The sequence below is a fragment of the Verrucosispora sp. WMMD573 genome (assembly GCF_027497175.1).
Lineage (GTDB): Bacteria > Actinomycetota > Actinomycetes > Mycobacteriales > Micromonosporaceae > Micromonospora.
The window spans coordinates 5,307,494-5,332,193 of sequence record NZ_CP114901.1 but is presented as its reverse complement, the minus strand read 5'-3'; the positions used below and the strand labels follow the sequence as shown (position 1 = coordinate 5,332,193).

Annotated in this window: 15 protein-coding genes; all 15 read left to right on the top strand. The window is 70.4% G+C overall.

The annotated features are described in order from the left end of the window. Positions 1-26: 26 nt before the first annotated feature. The 15 genes from O7601_RS24215 (at position 27) to O7601_RS24145 (ending at position 24,667) form a co-directional block, all read left to right on the top strand. The gene (locus O7601_RS24215) at positions 27-1,778 is read left to right on the top strand and encodes an ABC transporter ATP-binding protein (protein WP_281563387.1); all 1,752 of its coding nucleotides are present in this window, start codon (positions 27-29) and stop codon (positions 1,776-1,778) included. Continuing rightward, positions 1,775-2,611 (top strand): energy-coupling factor transporter transmembrane component T, encoded by an 837-nt coding sequence (locus tag O7601_RS24210; RefSeq protein WP_281563386.1) that lies wholly within the window; start codon positions 1,775-1,777, stop codon positions 2,609-2,611. Before O7601_RS24215 ends, O7601_RS24210 begins: the two co-directional genes overlap by 4 nt. After that, complete coding sequence (locus O7601_RS24205; RefSeq protein ID WP_281563385.1) at positions 2,608-3,168, top strand: ECF transporter S component; 561 nt, start codon at positions 2,608-2,610, stop codon at positions 3,166-3,168. Before O7601_RS24210 ends, O7601_RS24205 begins: the two co-directional genes overlap by 4 nt. Before the next feature lie 42 nt (positions 3,169-3,210). Beyond that, complete coding sequence (locus tag O7601_RS24200; protein ID WP_281563384.1) at positions 3,211-4,818, top strand: ABC transporter substrate-binding protein; 1,608 nt, start codon at positions 3,211-3,213, stop codon at positions 4,816-4,818. Beyond that, complete coding sequence (locus tag O7601_RS24195; protein ID WP_281563383.1) at positions 4,788-5,831, top strand: ABC transporter permease; 1,044 nt, start codon at positions 4,788-4,790, stop codon at positions 5,829-5,831. The genes O7601_RS24200 and O7601_RS24195 overlap by 31 nt, the downstream gene beginning before the upstream one ends. Next, positions 5,824-6,732, top strand: a complete 909-nt coding sequence (locus tag O7601_RS24190; RefSeq protein WP_281563382.1) for an ABC transporter permease — start codon at positions 5,824-5,826, stop codon at positions 6,730-6,732. The genes O7601_RS24195 and O7601_RS24190 overlap by 8 nt, the downstream gene beginning before the upstream one ends. Continuing rightward, a complete protein-coding gene (locus O7601_RS24185; protein WP_281563381.1) occupies positions 6,729-7,700 on the top strand; it encodes an ABC transporter ATP-binding protein in 972 nt (323 codons plus the stop codon). Before O7601_RS24190 ends, O7601_RS24185 begins: the two co-directional genes overlap by 4 nt. Further along, the gene (locus tag O7601_RS24180) at positions 7,694-8,347 is read left to right on the top strand and encodes an ATP-binding cassette domain-containing protein (RefSeq protein WP_281563380.1); all 654 of its coding nucleotides are present in this window, start codon (positions 7,694-7,696) and stop codon (positions 8,345-8,347) included. Before O7601_RS24185 ends, O7601_RS24180 begins: the two co-directional genes overlap by 7 nt. 315 nt (positions 8,348-8,662) lie before the next feature. Beyond that, positions 8,663-9,676: a hypothetical protein gene (locus O7601_RS24175; protein WP_281563379.1), complete on the top strand. Its 1,014-nt coding sequence runs from the start codon at positions 8,663-8,665 to the stop codon at positions 9,674-9,676. Then, positions 9,673-10,725 (top strand): cysteine synthase family protein, encoded by a 1,053-nt coding sequence (locus tag O7601_RS24170; RefSeq protein ID WP_281563378.1) that lies wholly within the window; start codon positions 9,673-9,675, stop codon positions 10,723-10,725. Before O7601_RS24175 ends, O7601_RS24170 begins: the two co-directional genes overlap by 4 nt. Further along, positions 10,722-12,218, top strand: a complete 1,497-nt coding sequence (locus tag O7601_RS24165; protein WP_281563377.1) for an argininosuccinate lyase — start codon at positions 10,722-10,724, stop codon at positions 12,216-12,218. Before O7601_RS24170 ends, O7601_RS24165 begins: the two co-directional genes overlap by 4 nt. Further along, on the top strand, positions 12,200-13,441 hold the full coding sequence (locus O7601_RS24160) for an ATP-grasp domain-containing protein (RefSeq protein ID WP_281563376.1): 1,242 nt from the start codon (positions 12,200-12,202) through the stop codon (positions 13,439-13,441). Before O7601_RS24165 ends, O7601_RS24160 begins: the two co-directional genes overlap by 19 nt. Then, positions 13,438-14,481, top strand: coding sequence for a GntG family PLP-dependent aldolase (locus tag O7601_RS24155; RefSeq protein ID WP_281563375.1), 1,044 nt, complete (start codon positions 13,438-13,440; stop codon positions 14,479-14,481). Before O7601_RS24160 ends, O7601_RS24155 begins: the two co-directional genes overlap by 4 nt. 44 nt (positions 14,482-14,525) lie before the next feature. After that, positions 14,526-17,942: an AMP-binding protein gene (locus tag O7601_RS24150; RefSeq protein ID WP_281563374.1), complete on the top strand. Its 3,417-nt coding sequence runs from the start codon at positions 14,526-14,528 to the stop codon at positions 17,940-17,942. Next, positions 17,939-24,667 (top strand): non-ribosomal peptide synthetase, encoded by a 6,729-nt coding sequence (locus tag O7601_RS24145; protein WP_281563373.1) that lies wholly within the window; start codon positions 17,939-17,941, stop codon positions 24,665-24,667. The genes O7601_RS24150 and O7601_RS24145 overlap by 4 nt, the downstream gene beginning before the upstream one ends. Positions 24,668-24,700: the final 33 nt, after the last annotated feature.

Here is a 24,700-nt window from a genome sequence, read left to right as displayed (position 1 = left end):
AGGTTAGGTTCGCCTATCCTAACCTCGTGCATCAGCCTCTTCTCTCGTTCGCGGGCGTCTCCGTACGCCACGAGTTGCCGCAGCACGGCGACGACGTGGTCCACTACGGGCTGCCCAGCCCGAGTGCGGTCTCGTTCGGGGTGTGGCCGGGCGAGGCGGTGCTGCTACTGGGTCCTTCGGGATGCGGCAAGTCGACCTTGACCCTGACCAGCAACGGGCTGATTCCGAACGTGGTGGCCGCCCGGGTGGCGGGCGCCGTGCGCGCCGCCGGTCGGCCGGTCGCCGACCATCCGGTGCCGACTTTCGCCGCGGACGTCGCCATGGTCTTCCAGGATCCGGACGCCCAGGTGGTGATGGCGACGGTGCTCGACGAGGTCTGCTTCGGGCCGGAGAACCTGCGTCTGCCCGCCGACGAGGTGCTCGTACGGGCCGAGGAGGCGTTGCGGGCGGTCGGGCTGTGGGAGCGGCGCGACGACGATCCGAGTCAGCTGTCCGGTGGTGGCCGGCAACGGCTGGCCATTGCCTGCGCGCTGGCGCTGCGGGCGCCGTTGCTGGTCCTGGACGAGCCCACCGCCAATCTCGACCCGGTCGGCGTCGAGGAGGTGCACGCTCTGCTGCGGCGGATCGTCGCGACCGGCGAACGCGCCGTCCTGCTGGTCGAGCACAACCTGGACACCGCCGTCGAACTGGTCGACCGGGTGGTCGTGCTCGACGACAAGGGTCGGCTGATTCTGGACGGACCGGTTCGGCAGGTGCTCACCGAGCACGCCGACCGGCTGATCCGGCTCGGGGTCTGGCTGCCACAGGCGACACTGGCGGCGCTCCGGCTGCGCCGAGCCGGCATCGAGCTGGAACCGCTGCCGCTGACCCCGACCGAGTTGGGCGCCGCACTCGACGCCTACCCGGTCCTGCCGGCACCGCCGTCGGCTGTGGCCGACCCGGTCGCGCCCGCAAGTCGGGATGAGGTGGCAGTCGAGGTGTCCCGCCTGACGGTCAGGCGTGGACGGGCTGCCGTGCTGCACGAGATCGACCTCGCCATTTCCGCAGGCGAACTGGTCGCCGTGGTGGGTCCGAACGGTGCCGGCAAGACCACCCTGGCCCAGGCCATCGCGGGCGTGACCCGGCCGCCCCGCGGCACCGTTCGGGTGGCCGGCGTCGATCCGGCCCGGGTCGACGGCCGGACCCTGGCCGGGCTGGTCGGATTCGTCTTCCAGAATCCGGAGCATCAGTTCGTCACCGCTCGGGTCGACGACGAACTGGCCCACGGGCTGCGGATCCGTCGGGTGGCCGAGGACGAGATGGCGAGCCGGGTCGACGACGTACTGAGCCGGTTCGGCCTCCTGGAACTCCGCGACCGGCACCCGTTCCTGCTCTCCGGCGGCCAGAAGCGACGACTCTCGGTCGCGACCGCGATCATCTGCCGTCCGCGGGTGCTGGTGCTCGACGAACCCACCTTCGGTCAGGACCGGCAGCGGGCCGCGGAACTGCTCGAACTCCTCACCGACCTGCACCGTACCGGCACCACCGTGGTCATGGTGACCCACGACATGCACCTGGTCGCCGAGCACGCGAGCCGCGTCGTGGCACTCGTCGACGGGCGGGTGCTCGCCGACGCGCCGCCGGCTGAGCTGTTCGCCGACGCCGGGTTGCTGACCCGGGCAGGTCTTCGTCCGCCTCCGCTGGCCCGCGCCACCGGTGCCCTGGTGTGTCATGAGTCGTGGCGCGCGGTCACCCGGCTGGCCGACCTGCCGACCGGCGCGGCGGGGGTGGCGGCGTGACGGTCCGCGCGGTACGTAATTCGGTCGTGGTGTTGACCGAGCCGGACCTGAACGGCTCGGTGTGGGATCTGCGGACCTACAACCCACTGGTGAAGGCGCTTGGGCCGATACCGGCCATGGTCGTGGCGATCGGCTCGCGGGATCTGCTCACCCCAGCCCTGTTCGCGGCCCTCACGCTGGCCCTGTTGCTGGGCGGGAGCCGGCTCGCCGCACGGACGTTGGGTGGCTTGCTGATCGGCGTCGCCACACTGGTGGCGGTGATGACCGTGTCGTTCGGGATCTGGACGGACCCGTCCCGAGTCGACCATACCCACGCCCTGCTGCGGCTCGGCCCGTTGACCCTCTGGTCCGGGGCGTTGGAAACCGGCTTCGCCACCGGCCTGCGGGTCGGCGCGGTGGTGCTGCTGGCCCTGCTCTCGGGGCTGACCACCCATGGAGCCGACCTGGTCCGGTCGATGATCGCGCAACTTCGCGTGCCCTACCGGATCGGCTATGCCGGTTTGGCGGCGCTGCGCTTCGTCCCGCGCTTCGCGCAGGAACTCGACACGATCCGCAACGCGCACCGGGTTCGCGGGCTGTCCGGCGGGCGAGGGCCGGTCGCCGGCGTCCGGCGCTACGCCGGGTACGCCATCCCGCTCCTGGCGGGAGGAATCCGGCACGCCGACCGTGTGTCACTGTCCATGGAGTCGCGCGGCTTCGGTGCCTATCCGAGCCGGACCGAGCGCCGCCACATCCCGTTCCGCCTGCGCGACGGAGCGCTTCTCACGCTGCTGCTGGCCTGCGCTCCGCTGGTTCCGCTGCTCGCTCACCACCTGACCGGAGGTACCCCTTGACGTTCACGACCCGTTTCCTGATGGCCTGCGCCGCGATCGGCGCCGCTACCGGAGTGCTGCTGATTCCGGCCAACTTCGCGGCCTTCAGCGTCTCCGCGACCGTGCCGCTGGCGTACGCCCCGATGGTCGGGCTGTGGCTCATCGGACCCGTGGTCGCGCTGGCGGTGCTGCGTCGACCCGGCGCGGCCGTGCTGACGATGTTCATCGCGGGGGTCATCAGCACGCCCACCCCGGCCGGCCCCAGCGCGATCGTCACCTGCCTGATGGTCGGCGTCGCCCTGGAACTGGGGTTCCTGGTGACGCGATACCGGATCTGGCGGCCGTGGTTGTTCCAGCTCACCGCGGTCATCTTCACCGCGCTGTACGCCCTGTCCGCGTACGCGGCGTTCAACATCTCCACCATGTCGGTGCTGGTCCAGGTGGTCTTCTTCGCGCTCATGTTCGCCAGTCAGGTGGCGTTCACCGCGCTCGGGCTCGTCGTCGCGCGCCGGCTGACCGCGACCGGGGTGGCCCGGGGCATCGCGCCGGCCCGCCGTGTCGCGGCGACGCGGGGCTGAGCACTATTGCCAAAGATGTGCAGATGCACTTAGCTTGCATCTGTGGCCATCTCGTGGATCCGCGCCGCCGTCGGCTTGCCCGTTGCCCTGACCGTGGCGCTCGTCAGCGGTTGCGGTGGCCCGCCCGGGGACGGTCGTGCGCCGGGCGGCACCAGCATCGTGATCGGTGCGGCGTCGGAACCGGACAACCTCAACCCGGTACTCGGCTACGCACCCAACGGGGCGAGCAAGTTGTTCGACGGTCTGGTGGACCGGAACGCCGACCTGACCCTGCGACCGGCGCTGGCGGCGGAACTGCCCCGGGTCTCCACCGACGGCCTGACCTGGACGGCGGATCTGCGGCAGGGCATCACCTTCTCCGACGGCCAACCGGTCACCGCGCAGGATGTAGTCTTCACCTACGAGGCGGTGGTGGCACCCGCGTCGCAGTCGCCGATCGCCGCGGACTACGAGGCGCTGGAATCGGTACGCGCCGTCGACACGGACACGGTCGAGTTCCGGCTCAGGTACCCGTACCAGCCGTGGGCGCAGCGGCTGACCCTGGGCATCGTGCCCAGCCAGGCGCTGGCCGGGCAGGACATCCGCACGGCGCCGTTCAACCGGAAGCCGGTCGGCACCGGTCCCTATCGGTTGGTGGACTGGCGGGCCGGCGAGCGGATGGTGCTGACGGCCAACCCCGACTACTACCGGGGCGCCCCGAAGGTCACCGACGTGACTATCGTCTTCGCCGCCGACGACAACGTACGCGCCCAGCGGATGGCCGCCGGGGAGTTCGACGCCGCCGCGCTGCCGCCGAAGCTTGCCCGAACCTACGAAGGCAAAACCGGCTATCGGGTGATCTCCAGCCGCAGCGCTGACTACCGTGGCCTCGGGCTGCCCGCCGACCTGCCGATCACCGCGACGGGACAGACCCGTCGCGCCATCAACCTGGCCCTCGACCGGCAGGCCATGGTGGACACCATCCTCGCTGGCCAGGGCGTACCGGCGAGCAGCCCGGTCGCCCCGGCGCTGGCCCGGTGGTACGTGCCGAGCGCGGCGTTCGCTTTCGACCGGGCGCAGGCGGGCCGGCTGCTCGACGAGGCCGGCTGGCGGCCGGGCCCGGACGGCGTACGGGTCAGAAACGGCGTACGTGCCGAACTGCCGGTCCTGTATCCCGGCGACGACGTGTTGCGCAAGGAACTGGCGGTGGCGGCGGCCAGCGACATCTCCGAGATCGGCATCGAGGCCCGGGCGGAGAGCGCCACCTTCGAGCAGATGCTGCGACGACGCACCAGCACCGCCGGGTTGTGGGGTGGCGGCGACCCGTACGACCCGGACAGTGCCGCCTATCCACTGCTGCATTCGAAGTACGCCGACGTCGGCGGCTACGTCAACATGACCCGGTACCGCAATGCCGAGGTCGACGCCGCGCTGGACCGTGGCCGGCGTGCCGGTGACTCCGCCGTACGGGTCGCGGCCTACCACGACTTCCAGCGCGCCTACGCCGACGATCCGGGATGGGCGTTCCTGGTCTTCCTGAACCACACGTACGTGTTGCGTGAGGGCTGGACGGGCCTGCGCGACCAGGTCGAACCGCACGACCACGGTCTGATCCACGGGCCGTGGTGGAACCTGGAGGAGTGGACTCCGGCTGCGGCGGCGGGCCGGTGACGGTCGCCGAGCCGACGAGCGCACCGCCGCGCCGGTCGCTGGCCGGTGCGCTGGGTCGCCTGATCCTGCGCCGGCTGCTGCTCGCCGTCCCGGTGCTGGTCGCCGTCAGCGCCACCATCTTCGTCCTCGGCAAGGCGTCGCCGTTCGACCCCGTCGCCTCGTACTTCGGTGTGCGGATTCTGCGTGCCTCCCCCGAGCAGGTGGAGCAGATCCGGCGGGACTGGGGCGCGGACGACCCCGCTCTGGTGCAGTACGGTCGGTGGCTGAAACACCTGCTCACCGGCGATCTCGGCGACTCCCGCACGTTCGGGCTGCCGGTCGCCACCCTCATCGGTGACCGACTCGGCTGGTCCGCGCTACTGGCCGGCACGGGCCTGGCAGTGGCGCTGGCGCTGGCACTGCTCGCCGGCACGGCGGCGGCGTGGCACCGGGGCGGGTGGTTCGACCGGGCGGTCTCCTCGGTGGCCTACACCCTGGAGGCGACGCCGGTGTTCTGGCTGGCGCTGGGCGTCCTGTCGCTGTTCGCCGTGCGACTGCACTGGCTGCCGGCGGCGGGGCTGACCGACCCCGGCGCCGACATCTCCGCCGCCCAGGTCGTCGAACATCTGATCCTGCCCGCCGCCGTGCTGGGTGTGGCACAGGCACCGTGGTTCCTGCTGTTCATCCGCGAGTCGGTGGCGCACGGACTGACCCAGGACTACGTCCTCGGTGCGCGCGCCCGTGGCCTGGGGGAGCGCACGGTGGTGCTGCGCCACGCGTTGCGCACCGGCCTGCTCCCGCTGATCACCCTGGTCGGCGCGCGGATACCCGAACTGATCACCGGCGCGGTGCTCGTCGAGGCGGTCTTCTCCTGGCCCGGCGTCGCCGCAGCCACCGTCACCGCCGCGACCACCGTCGACTTCGCGCTGCTGGCGGCGCTCACCCTGCTGGGGACTGCCGCGGTGATCGTGGGGAACCTGCTGGCCGACATCGGTTACTCGATCGTCGACCCCCGGGTGCGCGCCGATGGCTGAGCAGGCTCTCGCACCGCGCTGGCGGCCCGCCGCCCGCCGCCGGGCCGGATCCGCCCGGCCCGGCCAGGCGTACCGGCGCCGGGCCCGCCTCCGGCTGGCCGTCTCGGTGACGGTGCTCGCCGCCCTGACCCTCGCGGTGTTGATCGTCCCGCCCGTCGTGGACCTCGACCAGCAGAGCGTCGACCTGCGGCAGGCCCTGCTGCCACCGTCGCCCGCCCACCCGTTCGGCACCGACGAGGTCGGTCGGGACGTCCTGCTGCGCTGCGTGTACGGGCTGCGCGTCTCCTTCATCGTCGGGCTGGTCGCCGCTGCGGTGGCCACCGTCATCGGCGTCGCGGTCGGCGCGGTGGCCGGCGCCTTCGGCGGCTGGGTCGATCGCGTCCTCATGCGCGGCGTCGACGCCGTCGCCTCCGTACCGCATCTGCTGCTGGGCATCTTCATCGTGGCGATGTTCCAACCCGGCCTGGTGCCGGTGATCGCGTCGATCGGGCTCACCCACTGGCTCGGCACCGCCCGCATCGTCCGATCGGAGATCCTGTCCCTGCGGGAACGACCGTTCATCGACGCCGCAGTTCTCGGCGGTGCCTCCCGCTGGTACGTCATCCGGCGGCACCTGCTGCCCAATGTCGCCGGGCACGCCGCCCTCGCCGCGACCCTCGTCGTGCCGCACGCGGTCTGGCACGAGACCGCGTTGTCGTTCCTCGGCCTCGGACTGCCGGCCCACCTGGCCAGTCTCGGCAACATGCTCAACGACGGCCAGCAGTCCCTGCTCACCGGCGGATGGTGGAACTCCTTCTTCCCCGGGCTGCTGCTGGTGTCTGCCGCGCTGGCCATCGCGGGGCTCGCCGGCTACGTCCGCGAGCGCACCGACCCGTATCGGAGTTCGGAGCTGATCCGGTGACGGTCCTGGTCGACGTGCGAGATCTGTCGGTGCGCTTTCGGCTGCCGCGCGGGACCGCCGTGCGGGCGGTGACCGGCGCGTCCTTCCAACTGCGGGCCGGGCGGTGCCTCGCTCTGGTCGGCGAGAGCGGCTGCGGCAAGTCCGTGCTGGTCGGTTCCCTGCTCGGTCTGCTGCCCGGCAACGCGGAGGTGGCCGGCACCGCTGTGCTCACCGACGGCGTCAGCCAGGTGGACCTGCTCACCGCCCCGGAACCGGTGCTGTCCCGGCGGATCCGCGGCCGGCGCATCGGTCTCGTGCCCCAGTCACCGGCCGCGCACCTGACCCCCGTGCACACGGTGCGTCGTCACCTCACCGAGACCCTGGGCACGCTGCGCCCGAAGACCGGACGGACGATGCCCCGGCAGCGGCGACGGGCGGCGGACCAGGCCGCCGTCGAGGCCGGTGCGCGGGTCGGTCTGCCCGCGACCGCACTGGCGCACTACCCGCACGAGCTTTCCGGCGGCATGGCGCAACGTGCCGTCACCGCCCTCGCCCTGGCCGGCGATCCTGAGGTCCTGCTTGCGGACGAACCCACCACCGGCCTGGACGCATCCCTGGCCAGGAGGACACTGGACGAGCTGCGGCAGCTCGTCGACCTTGGGCATGCGGTCCTGTTGATCACTCACGACCTGGACGCCGCCGCTCGAATCGCCGACGACGTCGCGGTCATGTACGCCAGCCGCATCGTCGAGACCGGGCCGGTGGAGGCGGTGTTGCACCGGCCTCGGCATCCGTACACTGCCGGTCTGCTGGCCGCCCTGCCGCGCAACGGTTTCCATCCGATCCCCGGCCTGCCGCCGCAGCTCGACTCGCTACCGGGCGGCTGCGCATTCGAGTCGCGCTGCCAGCGCGCCGGCGCCGAGTGTGCGCAGGCGCCTCCGGCGACGGCCGACGGCGGGCATCTGGTCGCCTGTCACCGGCCATGCTGAGCGCTCGCGGGATCACCGCCGGCTGGACGCCGGGCCGGCCCGTCGTCCAAGGGGTCGACCTCGACCTCGAACCTGGCGAGGTGCTGGGCTTGCAGGGCCCCAGTGGCTGTGGCAAGTCCACCCTGGCCCGGGTGCTCGCCCTGTTGCACCGGCCCATGGCCGGCGTGGTGCGCATCGACGGCCATTCGGTGCGCGGGCACCGGTACGCCGTGTCACGCGCGCTGAGGACCCGCATCGGTGTGCTGTTCCAGCAGCCACGGATCTCCGTCGACCCCCGCCTGACGCTGCGCCAGGTCATCGCGGAACCGCTGCGCGCCAACGGTCGGCGCGCGGAGACGGCCCGGCGACTGCCCGAGCTGGCCGGGGCCGTCGGACTCACCGAGGACCTGCTCGGCCGCCGTGCGCACGCGGTGAGTGACGGCCAGCTCCAGCGGGCCTGTCTCGCTCGTGCGCTCGCGTTGCGGCCCAGGTATCTGATCTGCGACGAGATGACCGCCATGCTCGACGCCTCCACCACCGCCGCTCTCGTCCACGCGCTCAACGCGTACCGGGATCGGGAAGGTGCCGGAATCCTCGCCATCAGCCATGACGACGACCTGCTCGCATATTGGACGGACCGCGTTCACCGGCTGCATGGCCAAAATTGACAATGCCGTCATCGCACACGATGTCGGGTGATCCTACTACACACACCGCCTCGGCCTGCTAATCATGTCATGATGCTGAAAGGTGGCTGGGGTATTAATTTTGCACATCCATGACAACGCGATCGATGAATGCCTCGTCGAATGTCACAGAGCGTTGATCAAAAACTTGCTCAACTCCATCCTACCTGCGCATCCGTGAACTCTATAACTCGCATTGACATGCTTGGTGGTCGCGGCTACTGTTTGCAACTGAGCCGTTGCGATGTCGTGAGAGCCTCCGGCGGTCGCAGTATGTCCCTAGTCCGGGGAGAATTGTTGGACATCCGCGAAATGCTGCGTACACATCAACCGAGGTCTTTTACGCAGAACGTTTTGGCGACGGATTCGACATCTTCCTGGTGGGGTAGAGTCGGCGTTGGTACCGCCATGGGACACCATGGCGAGTTGCTTCAGGGTGTTTTCCACGACAAATATGGTGAGCCTCGTCGTGGTCTGGTCACCATGCCGGTGGTCGACCTGAAAACGGTGGCGATATTCCGGGGCAGGGCCGGGTCCGGTCCGGTGCAGATCACGGTCGAGCCGGGCAGCAAGGACAAGGCCCGGCGGGCCGCCGAGCTCGCCGTCGACTACTGCGCTCGGCGCTCCGGAAGCCCCGCCGTGCACGGTCACCTGGTGAACCACACGGCGGTCATGAGCGGTCTGGGCCTGGGCGCGTCCACAAGCGATGTCGTCGCCAGCATCCGTGCCGTGGCCGACTGGTACCGGCTGTCCCTGCAACCGGCGGAGACCGCCCGACTGAGCGTACTCGCCGAGCGGGCCTCCGACTCCATCATGATCGAGGACCGGGCCGTGCTCTTCGCGCAGCGCGAAGGGGTGGTGTTGGAGGACTTCACCACCCCGCTGCCGCCGGTGATCGTCGTCGGCTGTGTGGCCGGTCCCGATCTCAGCATCGACACCTTGGCGCTCGCGCCCGCCGAGTACGACCCGGACGAGCTGATCCGACTACAGGTCATGCTCTCGACGCTGCGGCACGGCATCGCCACCGCCGACGTGGCGCTGATCGGTGCCGTGGCGACGGCGAGCGCCCGGATGAACCAGCGCTTCCTACCCAAACCTGAACTCGAAACGTTGATCGCAATCGGTGAGGCGCACGCCGCCGCGGGGGTGCAGGTCGCGCACAGCGGCTCCGTCGCCGGCCTGATCTTCGATCCGCAGCGCGCGTCCGTCTCGGACGACATCGGCCGCTGTATCCGCGCCATGAGACATGCCGGCATCACCCACACCGAGGTGTTCTGCTCGCAGCCGGCCAAGACGGGAGGACGGGGATGAGATCCTCAGTGTTCGAGGAGATCACCGCAGGGGTCGAACGACCGCAGATCGTCCGACTGGGACCCAACCTCTTCGGCGTCGTGTTCACGCTGATGAAGATGATCCCGGCACGCTACATCCTGCGGCAGGCCGTCGCGCGCGGCGACATCGGTCCCGACACCCTCATCGTGGAGACGACCTCGGGCACCTTCGGACTGGCCCTGGCCATGCAGACCGCGCTGCTGCGCCGACGCTTGATCCTGGTCAGCGACCCGGTGATCGACGACGAACTGTACCGGCGGCTGACCGACCTCGGCGCAACCGTGGAGATCGTCCGGCACATGGCCGCGAGCGGTGGCTACCAGGGAGCGCGGCTGGAACGGCTCGCGGAGATCCGGGCCGAACACGACGACTCGTTCTGCCCCGAGCAGTACGCGAACCCGGACAATCCCCGCTCCTACTCCCTGGTGGCCGAGCTGCTCAGCGAGGCGCTACCCCGGGTCGACCTGCTGATCGGACCGGTCGGGTCGGGCGGATCCATGTGCGGTACGGCCTCCTTCCTCCGGTCTGTCAATCCCGACCTGCGGCTGACGGGCGTCGACACACATCGCAGTGTGCTGTTCGGCCAGCCCGACGGGGCGCGAGCCCTGCGCGGCCTCGGCAACAGTCTGATCCCGCCCAACCTCGACCACAGCGCGTTCGATCAGGTGCACTGGTGCAGCGCCGGTCAGGCCTACCGGGCCACCCGGAAACTGCACCGCGAGCACGCCGTCTTCCAGGGACCGACCAGCGGCGCCGCCTTTCTCGTGGCCGAGTGGGCGGCGATGACGAACCCCGACGCGGTGACCGTGGTCATGCTGCCCGACCAGGGCTACCGCTACCAGTCCACCGTCTACGACGACAGGTGGCTGGCCAAGCAGGGGCACCTGGCCGACCCGACCGAGGATCGGCCGGTGGAGACCAGCCACCCCCTTGCCGAGCATGCGGAGTGGTCCTGGTTCAACTGGGCACGACGGAGCCTGCAGGAGGTCCTCGACCATCGCGGCACCGCCAGCGTGGCGGCGCGATGAGCGACACGGGCCGGATCAAGGCGCCCATCGGCCTACGGACGCAGCGGCAGATCTACGGTGAGCCGACGCCGGCCGAGATCGCCGAGGAACTCGACCGCACCACCCTGGTGGACCTGGCACACGTGATCATGCTCAGGGAGCGGGGGCTGATCGCGCCCGAGGCGGCGGTCGCGCTGGTGACGCTGATCGAGCAGCTTCGCGACAGCCGGTTCGCCGCCCTCGCCACCGCCCGCCTGCCGCGCGGGCTGTACCTGGCCTACGAGCAGTACCTCACCGCGGAACTCGGCGAGGACGTCGGCGGCGTACTGCACACCGGACGCTCCCGCAACGACATGAAGGCCACGATCACCCTGACCCGGTTGCGGGAGTGGCTGCTGGCCTTCCTACAGGAGACGACGAGGCTCGTCGCGGTGCTGCTGAGCCGGGGACGCGAGTACCGCGACGTCGTGATGCCGGTGCACACCCACTATCAGGCGGCGATGCCGATCACCTACGGCTACTACCTCACGGGCGTCGCGGCCGGGCTGACCCGGGAGATCGAGTCGGCCTGGGACTCGGCCAGAGGACTACGGCGCTGCCCCATGGGCGCTGGTGCGGTCGCCGGAAGCGACCTGCCGATCGATCCGGCCCGGGTCGCCGCGCTGCTGGGATTCGAGGAACCACCGGTGCACGCCCTGGACGCCATCGCCAGCCGGGACGTCACGCTGCGGCTACTGGCGGACGCCACCGGCGTCGCCGTCGTGCTGAGCAGGCTCGGCACCGACCTGCAACTGTGGAGCACCGAGGAGTTCGGCTTCATCCAGTTTCCCGACCGTCTCGTCGGGGGCAGCTCGGCGATGCCGCAGAAACGCAACGCCTTCTTGCTCGAACACGTCACGGCCGCCGTCGGGAGGGTGAGTTCGTCCTGGGTGGGTGCGGTCACCGCGATGAAGGGCGCACCTTTCACCAACTCCATCGAGGTCGGCACCGAGGCGGTCGGACTCGCCTGGCCGGGTCTGCGAGCCGCCACCGACGTCGTACAGCTCGGTCAGGTTCTCGTCAGCGGCGCCCGACCACGTCCCGGCCGGATGCGACAGCGGGCGGTGGAGGGGATCACCACGGCCACGGCGGTGGCCAACCGACTGGTCCAGGACGGCATGCCCTTCCGGGTCGCGCACCACACCGTCGGTGCGGCCATCCGGGAGCAACTGGCCGAGGCCGATGGCGAGCCGACCGGCGTCGACTGGATGGCGCAGCGATTCCCGGCGGCTGCCAAGGTCGCCGATCCGGCGGTCGCGGTGAGCCTCACCGACGCCGGCGGCGGGCCCGGTGACTGGCAGCGCGGGTACGACGACGTGTACGGCAGGTTGCGGGTGCTGCGCGACCGGAGTCAGCGGGAGTCGGCCCGGCTGGGCGACGCCCGTGCCGAACTGGACAGCGCCGTCCGTGAGCTGCGGTACGGCACGACCACGGCCAACCAGCAGAAGGAGGATCGGTGGACACCTCGGGGGTGATGGTGTTCGTGGAGAGCAACACCACGGGGACCGGTCGGCTCTACTGCCGCGCAGCTCGGCACCGCGGACTACGTCCGGTCATGCTCGCCCGCGATCCGTCCCGGTACCCGTACCTCGACCAGGACGGAATCGAGTCGCTCGTCCTCGACACGGGTGACGCCGAGGCGGTCGCGCGGGCCTGCCAGCAGCTGGGGTCGGTCGCGGGCGTCACCTCCAGCTCCGAGTACTTCGTCCCGGTTGCCGCCCGGGCGGCACTGCGGTTGGGTCTCGCCGGCCCGGATCCCGTCGCCGTCGAGCGGGCCCGCGACAAGGGACTGCAACGGGAGACGCTGCTGGCGGCGGGTGTACCCGTGCCTGACTTCCGCGTGATCCGTACGCCGGCCGAGGCGACGTCGGCCGCGGCCGAACTCGGCTGTCCGGTGGTGGTGAAACCGGTGCGGGGCTCGGGCTCGGTGGGGGTGCGGCTCTGCCGTACCAGCCGGGAGGTCGTCGGGCACGCGACCCGGTTGCTCGCCACCAGGGTCAACGAGCGGGGTCTGCCGGTTGAGCCGAGAGTCCTCGTCGAGCGCTTCGTCAGCGGGCCCGAGTTCTCCGCGGAGTTCTTCGACGGTGAGCTGGTGGGCCTGACCGCCAAGCATCTCGGCCCGCCGCCCCACTTCGTCGAGACCGGGCACGACTTTCCCGCGGAGCTGGAGCCGACGGCGGCAGCCGCGCTCACCGAGTGCGCGCGAACCGCGTTGCAGGCGCTCGGCCTGACCTGGGGTGCGACGCACACCGAGCTACGGCTGAGCCACGCCGGCCCAACGATCATCGAGGTGAACCCACGCCTCGCCGGCGGCCTGATCCCCGAGCTGGTGCGCGCGGCCCTCGGCATCGACCTGGTGGACTGCGTCATCGCGCGGGCAAGCGGTGACCTGCCCAAACTACGTCCGCTGCGCAACGTGCACGCCGCGATCCGATTCCTCATCGCGCCCGGCGACGGGGAGATAGCCGAGGTCGACGGGGTCGAGCCGGCGGCACGGACCGCGGCGGTCCGCGCCGTGAACATCAGCGTGGCGGTCGGGGACCGCGTCACGGTGACCGGGGCGTTCACCGACCGGATCGGCTCGGTCATCACCGCTGCCGACACCGGTCCGGAGGCCGCCCGGCAGGCCGAGACGGCGCTGGGGCGACTGACCGTACGGCTCGCGGACCAGGCGGAGAAAGGAATGGCCGGCAAATGATCGAGTTGCGCAGTGACACCTTCACGGTGCCCGACGAGACCATGCGGCACGCCATCGCCGAGGCCGCCGTCGGTGACGACGTCTACGGTGAGGACCCGACCGTGCGGGCGTTGGAGCGGCGGGCGGCCGCGCTGACCGGGCATCAGGCGGCGTTGTTCACACCGAGTGGCACCATGGCCAACCTCTGCTCGGTCATGGCTCAGGCGGACCGTGGGCGAGCGGTGATCGTCGGGGACCGCAGCGACCTGTACCTGTTCGAGGCCGGCGGGCCGTCGGTGCTCGGCGCCACAGTGCTACGCCCGGTGCCGAACCTGCCGGACGGGACGCTCGACCCGCGTCGGTTGACGGAGGAGCTGACCGTCGACCGGAAGGACCCACAGTTCGCGCTGCCCGCGCTGCTCTGCGTGGAGAACACCCACAACATGGCCGGGGGCGTGCCACTGGACCTGGCATACCTCAAGCACCTGCGGGATCTCACCGAGGAACACGGTCTCCGGCTACACATGGACGGTGCGCGGGTCTTCAACGCCGCGGTCGCGCTCGGTGTACCGGTAGGCGAGATCACCAGCCTCGCCGATTCGGTGCAGTTCTGCCTGTCGAAGGGACTGGGCGCGCCGGTCGGCTCGCTGCTGGTGGGTGGCGCGGAGGTGATCGACCGGGCCCAGCGGATCCGAAAGATGCTCGGCGGGGGCATGCGCCAGGCTGGTCTGCTCGCGGCGGCCGGGCTCATCGCCCTCGACGATGTCGAGCAGCGGCTGCGGCGCGATCACGAGCATGCCGCCACCTTCGCCAAGCTGCTCATGGAATCGGACGCGCTGGAACTGCGCGACGGGGCACCCCGCACCAACATCGTCTTCTTCCGCGCCGCCGGCATCGCGAGTCAAACCTCGTTGCTGCGGCACTGCGCCGACGGGGGAGTCCGCCTGCTCGAACTCGAAACCGGCTGGGTGCGGGCGGTCTTCCACGGCGGGGTCAGCGGAGCGGACGCGCGACACGCGGCCCACGTCATCCGCACCACCGCCGAACGCCTCCCGCGCTGACCGACCCCGCTCCGACCGCCGCCGTCCGTGGCAGGAAGGCCGAGATGAGTAGCCTCCCCGAGTTCCCTTCGATCCCCGCCGCGCTGAGTCACTGGGCACAACAGCGTCCGGACGCGGTGGCATTCACGTTCCTCCAGGCCGGCGGCGCGAGCGAGCAGGTGACCTACGCGCAGCTTGAGGAGAACGCGTTACGGGTCGCGCTGTCCCTGCGGGAATCGACGCGGCCCGGCGACCGCGTTCTGCTGATCCTCCCACCCGGCCTCGACTTCCTGACCGCGTTCCTCGGCTGCCTGTACGGCGGTGTCGTCGCGGTGCCGCTCTACCCGCCCCGCCCGGGGGCGCGACTCGATCGGATCGAGAGCGTCGTGCGCAGTTGCCAACCGGGGCACGCGGTCACCACGGATCTGTTCGTCGAACAGTTGACCGCCTTCTTCGGTGAGGACGCCACCGCCTCGATGCGGATCCATCCGCTCAAGTCCCTACTGCACGCGGAACCCGGCAGCGCGGGAGTGGCTTCCGCGAGGTTCGGGCTCGGGCTCGGTGGTGAGGATCTGGCCTTCCTGCAGTACACCTCCGGCTCGACGGGCCACCCCAAGGGCGTGATGGTCAGCCACCGCAACCTCGTGCAGAACGAGGAGGCGATCGCCGAAGGCTTCGGCATCCGCCCCGACGACACCGTCCTGAGCTGGCTGCCGATGTACCACGACATGGGCCTGATCGGTACCGCCCTGCTGCCCGTCTACCGGGGCATTCCCTCGGTGCTGCTGGACACCTTCGCGTTCGTGCACGATCCGATGCTGTGGCCGCTGGCCTTGGACCGCTTCGGCGCCACCTGCTCCGGTGGCCCGAACTTCGCCTACCAGTTGCTCGTCGAACGCTACGACCGGACCCGGCTCACCGACGTCGACCTGAGCCGGTGGCGGATCGCGTTCAACGGCGCCGAGCCGGTACGCGCGGACACCATGCGGGACTTCGCGACGTACTACGGCGTGCACGGCTTCCACCGCGACGCCTTCTTCCCCTGTTACGGGCTGGCCGAAGCCACCCTCTTCGTCGCCGGAGCGGAACCGGGAAGAGGGTACCGGTCCCGACACGTCAGCCGTCGGGCACTGGAGCGGGGCCGGCTGGTTGAGCTGCCGGAGGAGACAACCGAGGCCGGCACGAGCCTCGTGTCGTCGGGACGACCGGCCCGGCACACCGAGATCGTCATTCGCGGCGCTGACGACCGGGTCATGCCCGACGGGGAGATCGGCGAGATCTGGGTCCGGGGGCCGGGCGTGGCCCAGGGATACTGGAACGACGCGACGGCCACCCGGGAGACCTTCCACGCCGACACTCCCGCTCACCAGGGGGTCTGTCTGCGAACCGGGGACCTCGGCTTCACCTGGCAGGGCGAGCTGTACCCGGTCAGCCGCAGCAAGGACCTGCTGATCGTCGCCGGGCGCAACTTCTACCCCCATGACGTCGAGACTGTCGCGCTGACCGCCTGTGCCGACCTGCGCGGCGGCGCCGCAGCGGCATTCCAGCCGGATCCCGACGCGCCGGTGGTGATCCTGGTGGCCGAGGTGGCCCGGGCGTCCCTGGCCCGGCTGCGCGACCCGGCTGCGGCGGCCACGGTGCGGACGGAGGTGCTGCGCGCCGTCGGTGTCGAATGTGACCTCCAACTGGCCGAGGTGGTGCTGGTCTTCCCGGGCTCCCTGCCCAAGACGTCGAGCGGGAAGATTCGGCGGAGCGAGACCCGGACCCGCCACCGCACCGGCCGGCTGCGGGTGCTGGGGCACTCGGAGAAGCCACCGCCGCGTCCGGCGCTACCCACCGCCGACCAGCTCGACGCGCTACACCTTCGCGACCGGGAAACACGGCGGCAACTGGTGCGTCAACTGCTGGCCGCGCTGGTGGGCGCCGCAGGGCAGCACCTGACGGCGCAGGACTGGTCCCGGCCGCTGGCCGCACTCGGGCTCGACTCGCTGCGCGCCGCCACCGTGAAGGTACGGTGCGAACAGCAGCTCGGCCGCTCCCTGGACAGTCGAATCTTCACCAGCGACCGCTCGATCGAGGAGATCGCCGAGGCCCTGGTGGTGCTGACCGGGCAGCCCTCGCAGCCCGCGCAGCCCGAGCCGACCACGGAATTGACGCAACGGGTCGCACCCGCCGCCGACGGCCAGGTGCAGATGCAGTTCTACGACGAGTTCCACCCGCAGGACACGGCGAACAACCTGACCAGCGCCGCCCGCTTGTCCCGTCGGTACGACCCCGACCTGCTGCGCGCCGCGGTGTCGGCGGCCGTGGGCCGCCACCAGGCGCTGCGCACGGTGCTCGGGTCCCCCGGCAGCGGTGTGCAGATCGTGCGGGACAGCCCTCAGCTCGACTGGTCGCAGGTGGCGCTCACCGACGCGGACGAGTCGGTCGACGCCTTCCTACGCGAGGTCGCCGACCGGCGGTTCTCCCTCACCGACGGTCCGCTGGTCCGGGCCGCCGTCGTGCTGACGCCGGAGAGCACCGTCTTCATGCTCGTCTGCCACCACGCGATCGTCGACCACTGGTCGATGCGGGTGATCTTCATGGAGATCCTGGCGGAGTTGCCCGGGGTGCGCCTGGCTGGCCAGCTTCCTGCCGTCGACCGGGGCGACTACGTGCAGCGGCAGCGCTGGTTGTCCGCGTCAACCGGCGAGGAGTCTGCCCGGCGTCGACTCACCGCGCTCGCCGAGCGGTGGCGTCCACTGCGCGATCACCTGCTCTTCCCGACCGTCCGAACGGGAGCCACCGCGGGCCGCAACCCCGCCGCGAACCTCGACTTCGAGGTGGACGGGGCCGAACGCCTCTACCGGCGAGCCCAACTCCGTGGGCACACGCCGTTCGTCAGCCTGGTCGCGGCGTATCTGAGGGCACTGCATCGGACGACCGGCGAAGAGCGGATCGTCATCGGAACGCCACACCACGGGCGGGACGACTGGCGATTCGCCGACACGGTCGGCTACCTGGTCAACATGCTGCCCCTGGCCGGTCGCTTCGACGGCGAGGAGGGCCTGGCGGCGATCGAGGACCGCAGCCGCGCCGAACTGCGCACCGCCCTGGCCGACGCCGACCTGCCGTTCGCCCGGCTGGTCAAGGCGCTCAGCCCGGACCGGCACGGGCAGACACCCCTCTTCCAGGCCACGTTCACCTTTCAGCAGTCGACGGACGGGCTGCTCGACGACGGCTTCTCGATCCCCTCCAGCGGATGCCGCCAGCGGCTCGGGGAGGTCGAGGTGTCGGTGGTGGACGTACCTCCACGGGATGTCGCCTTCACCGTCAGTCTGTACGGCACCCGGCACGCCGACCGCCTGACGTTCCGTCTGGTCTACCAGGTGGAGCGGATCGACGCCGCCACCGCAGCCCGGATCGTGGCGGAGTTCCAGTCGGCCCTGAATGAGATCGCAGCGCCCGGCCCCGCGCCGGCCGTCGAGGAGGCAGGACGATGAACAGCGAGCACATCCCGGTGCCGTCGGTGGGGCAGGCGCGGAGTTTGGTGGCGGCGTTTGGGGAGTCGGTTCGGTGTTTTTCTGATCGGGTGGCGGTTCGGTGTGGTGGTCGGGGTGTGACGTTTGGGGAGTTGGATCGTCGGGCGGGGGTGTTGGCGGGGGCGATTCGGGCTGCGGGTGTGGATGTGTCGCGGCCGGTGGGGGTGTTGTTGGATCGTTCGGTTGACATGGTTGCTGCGGTGCTTGCGGTGTTGCGGGTGGGGTCGTCGTATGTGCCGTTGGATGTGGGGACTCCGGCGGGTCGGTTGGAGTTGATTGTGGATGATGCTGATCTGTCGGTGGTGGTGACCAGTGGTGGGTTGGTGGGGTTGTTGCCGGAGGGCGTGCCGGCGGTGCTCGTGGATTCCGACGCGTTGGCGCATGCCCCGGTCGAGGTCGACGTGGTCGATGACACCGGGACGACCGATGAGTCGGTGTCTGATGCCGAGGACCGCGCGTATGTGATTTTCACGTCGGGGACGACGGGGCGTCCGAAGGGGGTGCAGATTTCGCACGGTAACGTGTTGCGCCTTTTCGGGGTGACGGAGCGTCATTTCGGGTTCGGTCCGGATGACGTGTGGGCGATGTTCCATTCGTTCGCCTTCGATTTCTCCGTGTGGGAGATGTGGGGGCCGCTGTTGTACGGCGGTTGTCTGGTGATCGTGCCGAGGGAGACCGCCCAGGATCCTCGGGCGTTGTGGGACCTGCTGGAGCGGGAGCGGGTGAGCGTGCTGTGTCAGACGCCCACCGCCTTCAATCAACTGATCGCCGAGGACGCGACCCGGGGCCGTCGACTGCCCCTGAAGTGGGTGATATTCGGCGGCGAGGCGCTGCACTTCGCCGATCTGCGGCCGTGGGTGGCCCGGTACGGCGACGAGGAACCGCAACTGGTCAACATGTACGGCATCACCGAGACCACTGTGCACGCCAGCTACCGGCGGGTGCGGCGGGAGGACCTGGGGCAGGAGCGGTCGCTGATCGGAGTGCCGCTGGCGGACCTGCGGTTCACCCTCGTCGACGCCGACCTCAACGAGGTGCCGCCCGGCGAGGTGGGCGAAATCATCGTCACCGGGCCGGGTGTCAGCGCAGGCTACCTGGGCCGGCCCGACCTCGACGCCGAGCGGTTCGTCCGACTGCCCGGCAGTACGGCGCGGTCCTACCGCTCGGGCGATCAGGCCGTGCTTGTGGAGTCCGGTGAGTACGAGTACCGGGGCCGACAGGACGACCAGGTCAAGATCCGCGGACACCGGATCGAACTCGGTGAGGTGCATGCCGCCTTCGCCGGCATCCCCGGGGTACGGCAGGTCGTCGTCACCGTGGTCCGGCCCGAGGCCACCGCCGATCCGGTGCTGCGGAACCGGACCGCGTCGGTGGAGATCACCGATGTGCGGGATCTGCTGCGCGGCGAGGGCCGTCGTGCCCCGTCGCCGCGTACCGGCCCGCGGATCGTCGCCCACCTGGTCGCCGACGACGCCCTCGACCCCGACGAACTCTTCACCCGACTTCGGGCGCGGCTGCCGAACTACATGATGCCGTCGTTCGTCGTCCCCGTCGACGCCATCCCGCTCACCCAGAACGGCAAGCTCGATCGGGACCGGTTGCCGATCGCCACGCCCGCGAACAGCCTGCGTGAGTCCCGGCCGGTGGAGGCCGCCGGGCGGAGCGACCTGGTGGCCCTCATCTGCCAGGTTTTCGCCGAGGTGTTGGGCGTACCGAGCGTCGGCAGCGACGACTCCTTCTTCAGCGTCGGCGGTGACTCGATCACGGCCCTGCGGCTGCGTGCCCGCGCCCAGGAGCGCGGCGTCACGCTGAACCTGGCCGACATCTACGCCACGCCCACTCCCGCCGGCCTCGCCGCTCTCGCCGGACACCCGCAGGCGCCGGCGGAGAACCGCCCGCCCACCCCACCGTTCGGCCTGATCAGCGCGGCGGACCGCGCGGCGCTACCGGACGGCGTGACCGACGCCTACCCGGTCAGCACCCTCCAGGGGGGCCTGCTCTTCCACAGCGCCTACGACGCTGACGTCAACATGTACTGCGACATCTTCATGTTCCGGCTCCGGGCCGGCTACGACCACCGGGCGATGGAGCAGGCGGTCGCGCGAGCGGTGGCCCGCCACGAGATCCTGCGTACCTCCTTCACGTTCACCGACCACTCGCAACCGCTGCAACTGGTGCATCGCAGCGTGCCGTCCCGGGTGACCGTGGTGGACCTGCGGCACCTGGGTGAGGAGGAGCAGCATGCGGAGCTGAGTCGGTGGCAGCTGCGGGAGCGGCAGACCGGGTACGACTGGAGCGTCGCGCCGTTGATGCGGTACACGGTGCACCTGCTGTCGGCCGACGAGTTCCAGTTCTCCGTCAGCTTTCACGACGCACTGCTGGACGGGTGGAGTGAGTCATCGCTGATCACCGAGATCCTTTCCGACTACTGGCAACTGCGGGCGGGGGACCGGCCGGTGGCCGCCGCGCCGCGACGTCGCTACGCCGATTTCATCGCGCTTGAGCAGGAGACGCTGCGCGATCCGTCGATCCGCGAGTTCTGGGCGCGGGAGCTGAGCGGGGTGGAGCCGACCCTGCTGCCCCGGCAGGCCGCCGCGACCGGGACGGCTGCCCGTAACGAGATCGGTTTCCTCAGCGTCGAGGTCGACGCCGATCTCTCGACGGCGCTCGACGAACTGGCCGCCCGCTGCGCCGTCTCGCTCAAGCACGTGCTGCTGGCCGTGCACGCCCGGGTGCTGGCCACCGTCACCGGGCGCTCGGACCTGCTGCTGGGCGTGGAGTCCAACGGTCGGGTCGAGGAGGAGGGCGGCGCCGAGGTGGTCGGCGTGCACCTCAATCTGCTGCCGTACCGGCTGGCCATCTCCGGCACCTCCTGGACGGCGCTGGTCCGGGCGGCGTTCGCCAAGGAACAGCAACTGCTGCCGGTACGGCGGTTTCCCTACGCCGAACTGCAGCGGCTCAACGGCGGCCGGGAACTCACCGATGCCAGCTTCAACTACACGCACTTCCACAGTTACGAACAGCTGGCATCCGCGACGTCCCTGACCGTGGTGGACGCGAAGGCGTACATCCAGACGCACTTCGCGCTCCGTACCGAGTTCAACAAGGACCCCTTCACCAAGCTGCTCTCCCTCGATCTTGAGGCCGATCTGCACCGGTTGAGCGAGCCGCAGGTGCGGCTCATCGCCGCCCTGTACCGCCACGCGTTGGCCGATGTCGTTGCCCACCCGGAGGCCGTGCCCAGCCGGCGAACGCTGTTCGGTGAGACGTACTGGCAGGAACTCGTCGCCGCATTCGGACCGCCCGCCCGGCCACTGTCGGCGCCCGGCTACTTCACCCTGCTGGAGAAGTCGTGCGTGACCCACGCGACGGCGGTGGCCGTGCGCTGCGACGAGGATTCGCTGACCTACGCGGAGCTGGCCGTACGCATCGAGCGGGTCGCGGCCCGGCTGGCGCGACGAAACGTCACGGCCGGAACCGTGGTCGGCATGTCGGCCGCCCGGGGCATCGACTCGTTCGTCACCGCGCTGGCGGTGATGCGCATCGGTGCGGTCTACCTGCCCCTGCCCTCGGGACCACCGGCCAGGGTGGCCAGCGTGCTGGGGACCAGCCAGGCCGCGCTGGTTCTCGGCGACCGGCAGAGCGAGGCGGCGCTACGCGAGGCGGTCGGGCGGACGGCGCTGCTCCTGCTTGACGAGCTGGTGGGCACGGGTGACGAGCAGGATCGATACGCCGGGCCACTGCCCGGCGGCCGGGCCGCCGCCTACGTCATCTTCACCTCCGGCTCGACGGGCGAGCCCAAGGGCGCGACGATCCGGCATGACGGGATGCTCAACCACCTGGAAGCGAAGATCGGCGCGCTGGGCATCAGTTCCGGCGACCTTGTCTCCCAGGACGCCGCCGCCACCTTCGACATCTCGATCTGGCAGATGCTCGCGCCACTGGCGGTAGGCGCGACCACGGTGATCTATCCCGACGAGATTAGCCAGGATCCGTCGCGGTTGCTGCGCGCCGTGGCCGAGGACGGCATCACCGTACTGGAGGTCTCACCCACGGTGTTGAGCGTGTTCAGCGCCGAGCTGACCCACTACGGCCTGACCGCCTTCCCCCCGTTCCTGCTGCGCTGGGTCGTCTCCAGCGGGGAGACGTTGACCCCGAAGTGCGCCAACGCGTTCCGTCGGCACCTGCCGCAGGTACGCCTGCTCAACATGTGGGGCGCCACGGAGGTCTCCGACGACTGTACCCACTACGAGATCATCGGGTTGGCCGACGAGCGGGCGGCCTCGGTGCCGGTGGGCCGTCCCATCGACAACGCCAAGGTCTACGTCCTCGACGAACACCGCGAACCGGTGCCAACGGGGACCCCGGGCGAGCTGTACGTCGGGGGGCTCTGCGTCGGGGCCGGGTACGTCAACGACGTCGAGCGCACCGCCGCCGCGTTCGTACCCGACCCCATCGCCGAGCAGCCCGGGATCGTGGCCTACCGGACGGGCGATCGGGGTCGGCTGCTACCTGACGGGAACATCGAGTTCCTCGGCCGGATCGACAAGCAGGTCAAGATACGCGGACACCGCGTGGAGCTGGCGGAGGTGGAAGGGGCGCTCGCCGCGATCCCGACGCTGCAGGAGAGCGTGGTCATCGTGCGTTCGGACGGCGAGCACGGCAACCAGCTCGTCGCGTTCTTCGTCCCGCAGCCGGTCACCGGCGACGGTGGGAACGCCGTCGAGTCGGGCCCGGCCCGGGCCGAGGTGTCCCCGCGGGAGCTGCGCGAGCAACTGGCCGCCATCCTGCCCCGATACGCCGTACCGGATCACCTTGTCCGCCTCGACGTGCTGCCCCGCACGCCGCACGGCAAGGTCGATACCCGGTCCCTCGCCGAATGGCAGCCGGCGCCGCCGCCCGAGCTGACCGACGACCTCGAACCGGCGAACGAGACCGAGGCCGTCGTGATGGATGTCTGGCGCAGCGTGCTGCGGATGCCGACGCGTCCCGGTCCACTCACCGACTTCTTCGGCCTGGGCGGGCACTCCCTGCACGCGGCGCAGGTGATGGCCCGGCTTCGGGACCGCTTCGGGATGGATCTGCCGATCCGCCTGCTGTTCGAGAATCCGAATCCCCGCGCCCTGGCCCAGCGGATCGCCAGCGGGCGCGGGGCCGTGCCGGCGACCGGCGGGACGCCTATCCGGCCGGCACAACCCCGACCGGACCGGTTCCCGCTGGCCGCCAACCAGGCCGCCCTCTGGTTCCTGTGTCAGGTCGACCCGGACGACCGTTCCTACGACAACACGGTGCTGCTGCACCTGTCCGGGGTGCTGGACATCGCCGCGCTGCGCTCCGCGATCACGACAGTGACCAGCCGGCACGAGGTGTTCTCGATGCGCTTCGGCACCGAGGAGGGCAGCAGCTACCAGCGACCCGACCCGTACGCGGTGGTGACCCTCGACGTGGTGGACGCGACGGGGGAGCAGCTCACCGATCCGACGGAGATGACCAGGTACGTACGGGACCGGGCCCTCAGCGAGCTCGCGCTGGACCTGACCGGTGGCCCGGTCGTGGTCACCCGCCTGTTCCGATTCACCCCCACCGAGCATGTGCTGCAGTGGAGCAGTCACCACCTAGTGTCGGATGGCTGGTCCACGAACGTGGTCTTCAGCGAGATCACCGAGGCGTACCGGGCACACCGGCAGGGGCTGCCGCCCCAACTGCCGGAGCTGCCGATCCAGTACGCCGACTATGCCCTCTGGCGGCACGACCAGGCGGCGGCCACAGCTGGCGCGGACGTCGACTTCTGGCGGAACTACCTGGACGGTTACTCCGGTGACCTCGGTCTGGTGACGGATCTCCCCCGGACCGAGGAACGCAGTCGGGAGGCCGGCTACGTGGCGGTGCGGTGGCCGACCGGAAAGCGGGAACGCGTGCAGCGGGCCGCGGAGGAGGCCGGGGTCACCACCTTCATGCTCCTGCACAGCGCGGCGGCGATCGTGCTCAGCCGGTTCGCCCAGCACACCGACATCGTGTTGGGCGCCCCGGTCGCCGGCCGCGACCTCGCGGAGACGGAGAACCTGGTCGGCTACTTCGCGGATACGCTGCCCTTCCGGTACCGGGTGGAGCCACACGTGACCGGCGCCGCCCTGGTGAATGCGATCGCTGCCAGCGCGCTCTCCGCGTTGGATCATCAGCAGCTGTCGTTCCAGGAGATCGTGCGGGCGGTGCGGCCGCCTCGGGTCGCGGGCATGCCGACGTTGGTCCAGGCCATGGTCGCCGTCGACAACTACCCGCTGGACCTGCGCACGCTGCCCGAGGTGACCGGTCGGCTGGTGCAGCTGCCTCCGGCGACTGCGCTGTTCGACCTGCTGTTCCGCTTCGTTCTCGACCCGGAGCCGGAGCTGTCCGCACAGTACGACGCGACGCTCTTCACCCGGGCCACCGTCGACCGGCTCCTGGCCGCGATCGGCCGGGCGCTGGAGTTCCTGGTCACGCACCCCGACATGAAGCTCTCCGAGATGCGGCTCATCGATCAGGACGACCAGACGGATCTGGAGCGCCTCTGGCGCGAGATCAGCGGCGACGACATCGACCTCGGCAAGGCGGCGGCGCAGATTGTCGAGTCACCGTCCTGGCCGGACTACCTGGCGGCGGTGCAGGCACGGCCGGGCCTGCTCGCCGCGCTGCTGCTCGCGTTCTGACCCACCGATACCAACTGTTTTGATGAAGGGCCA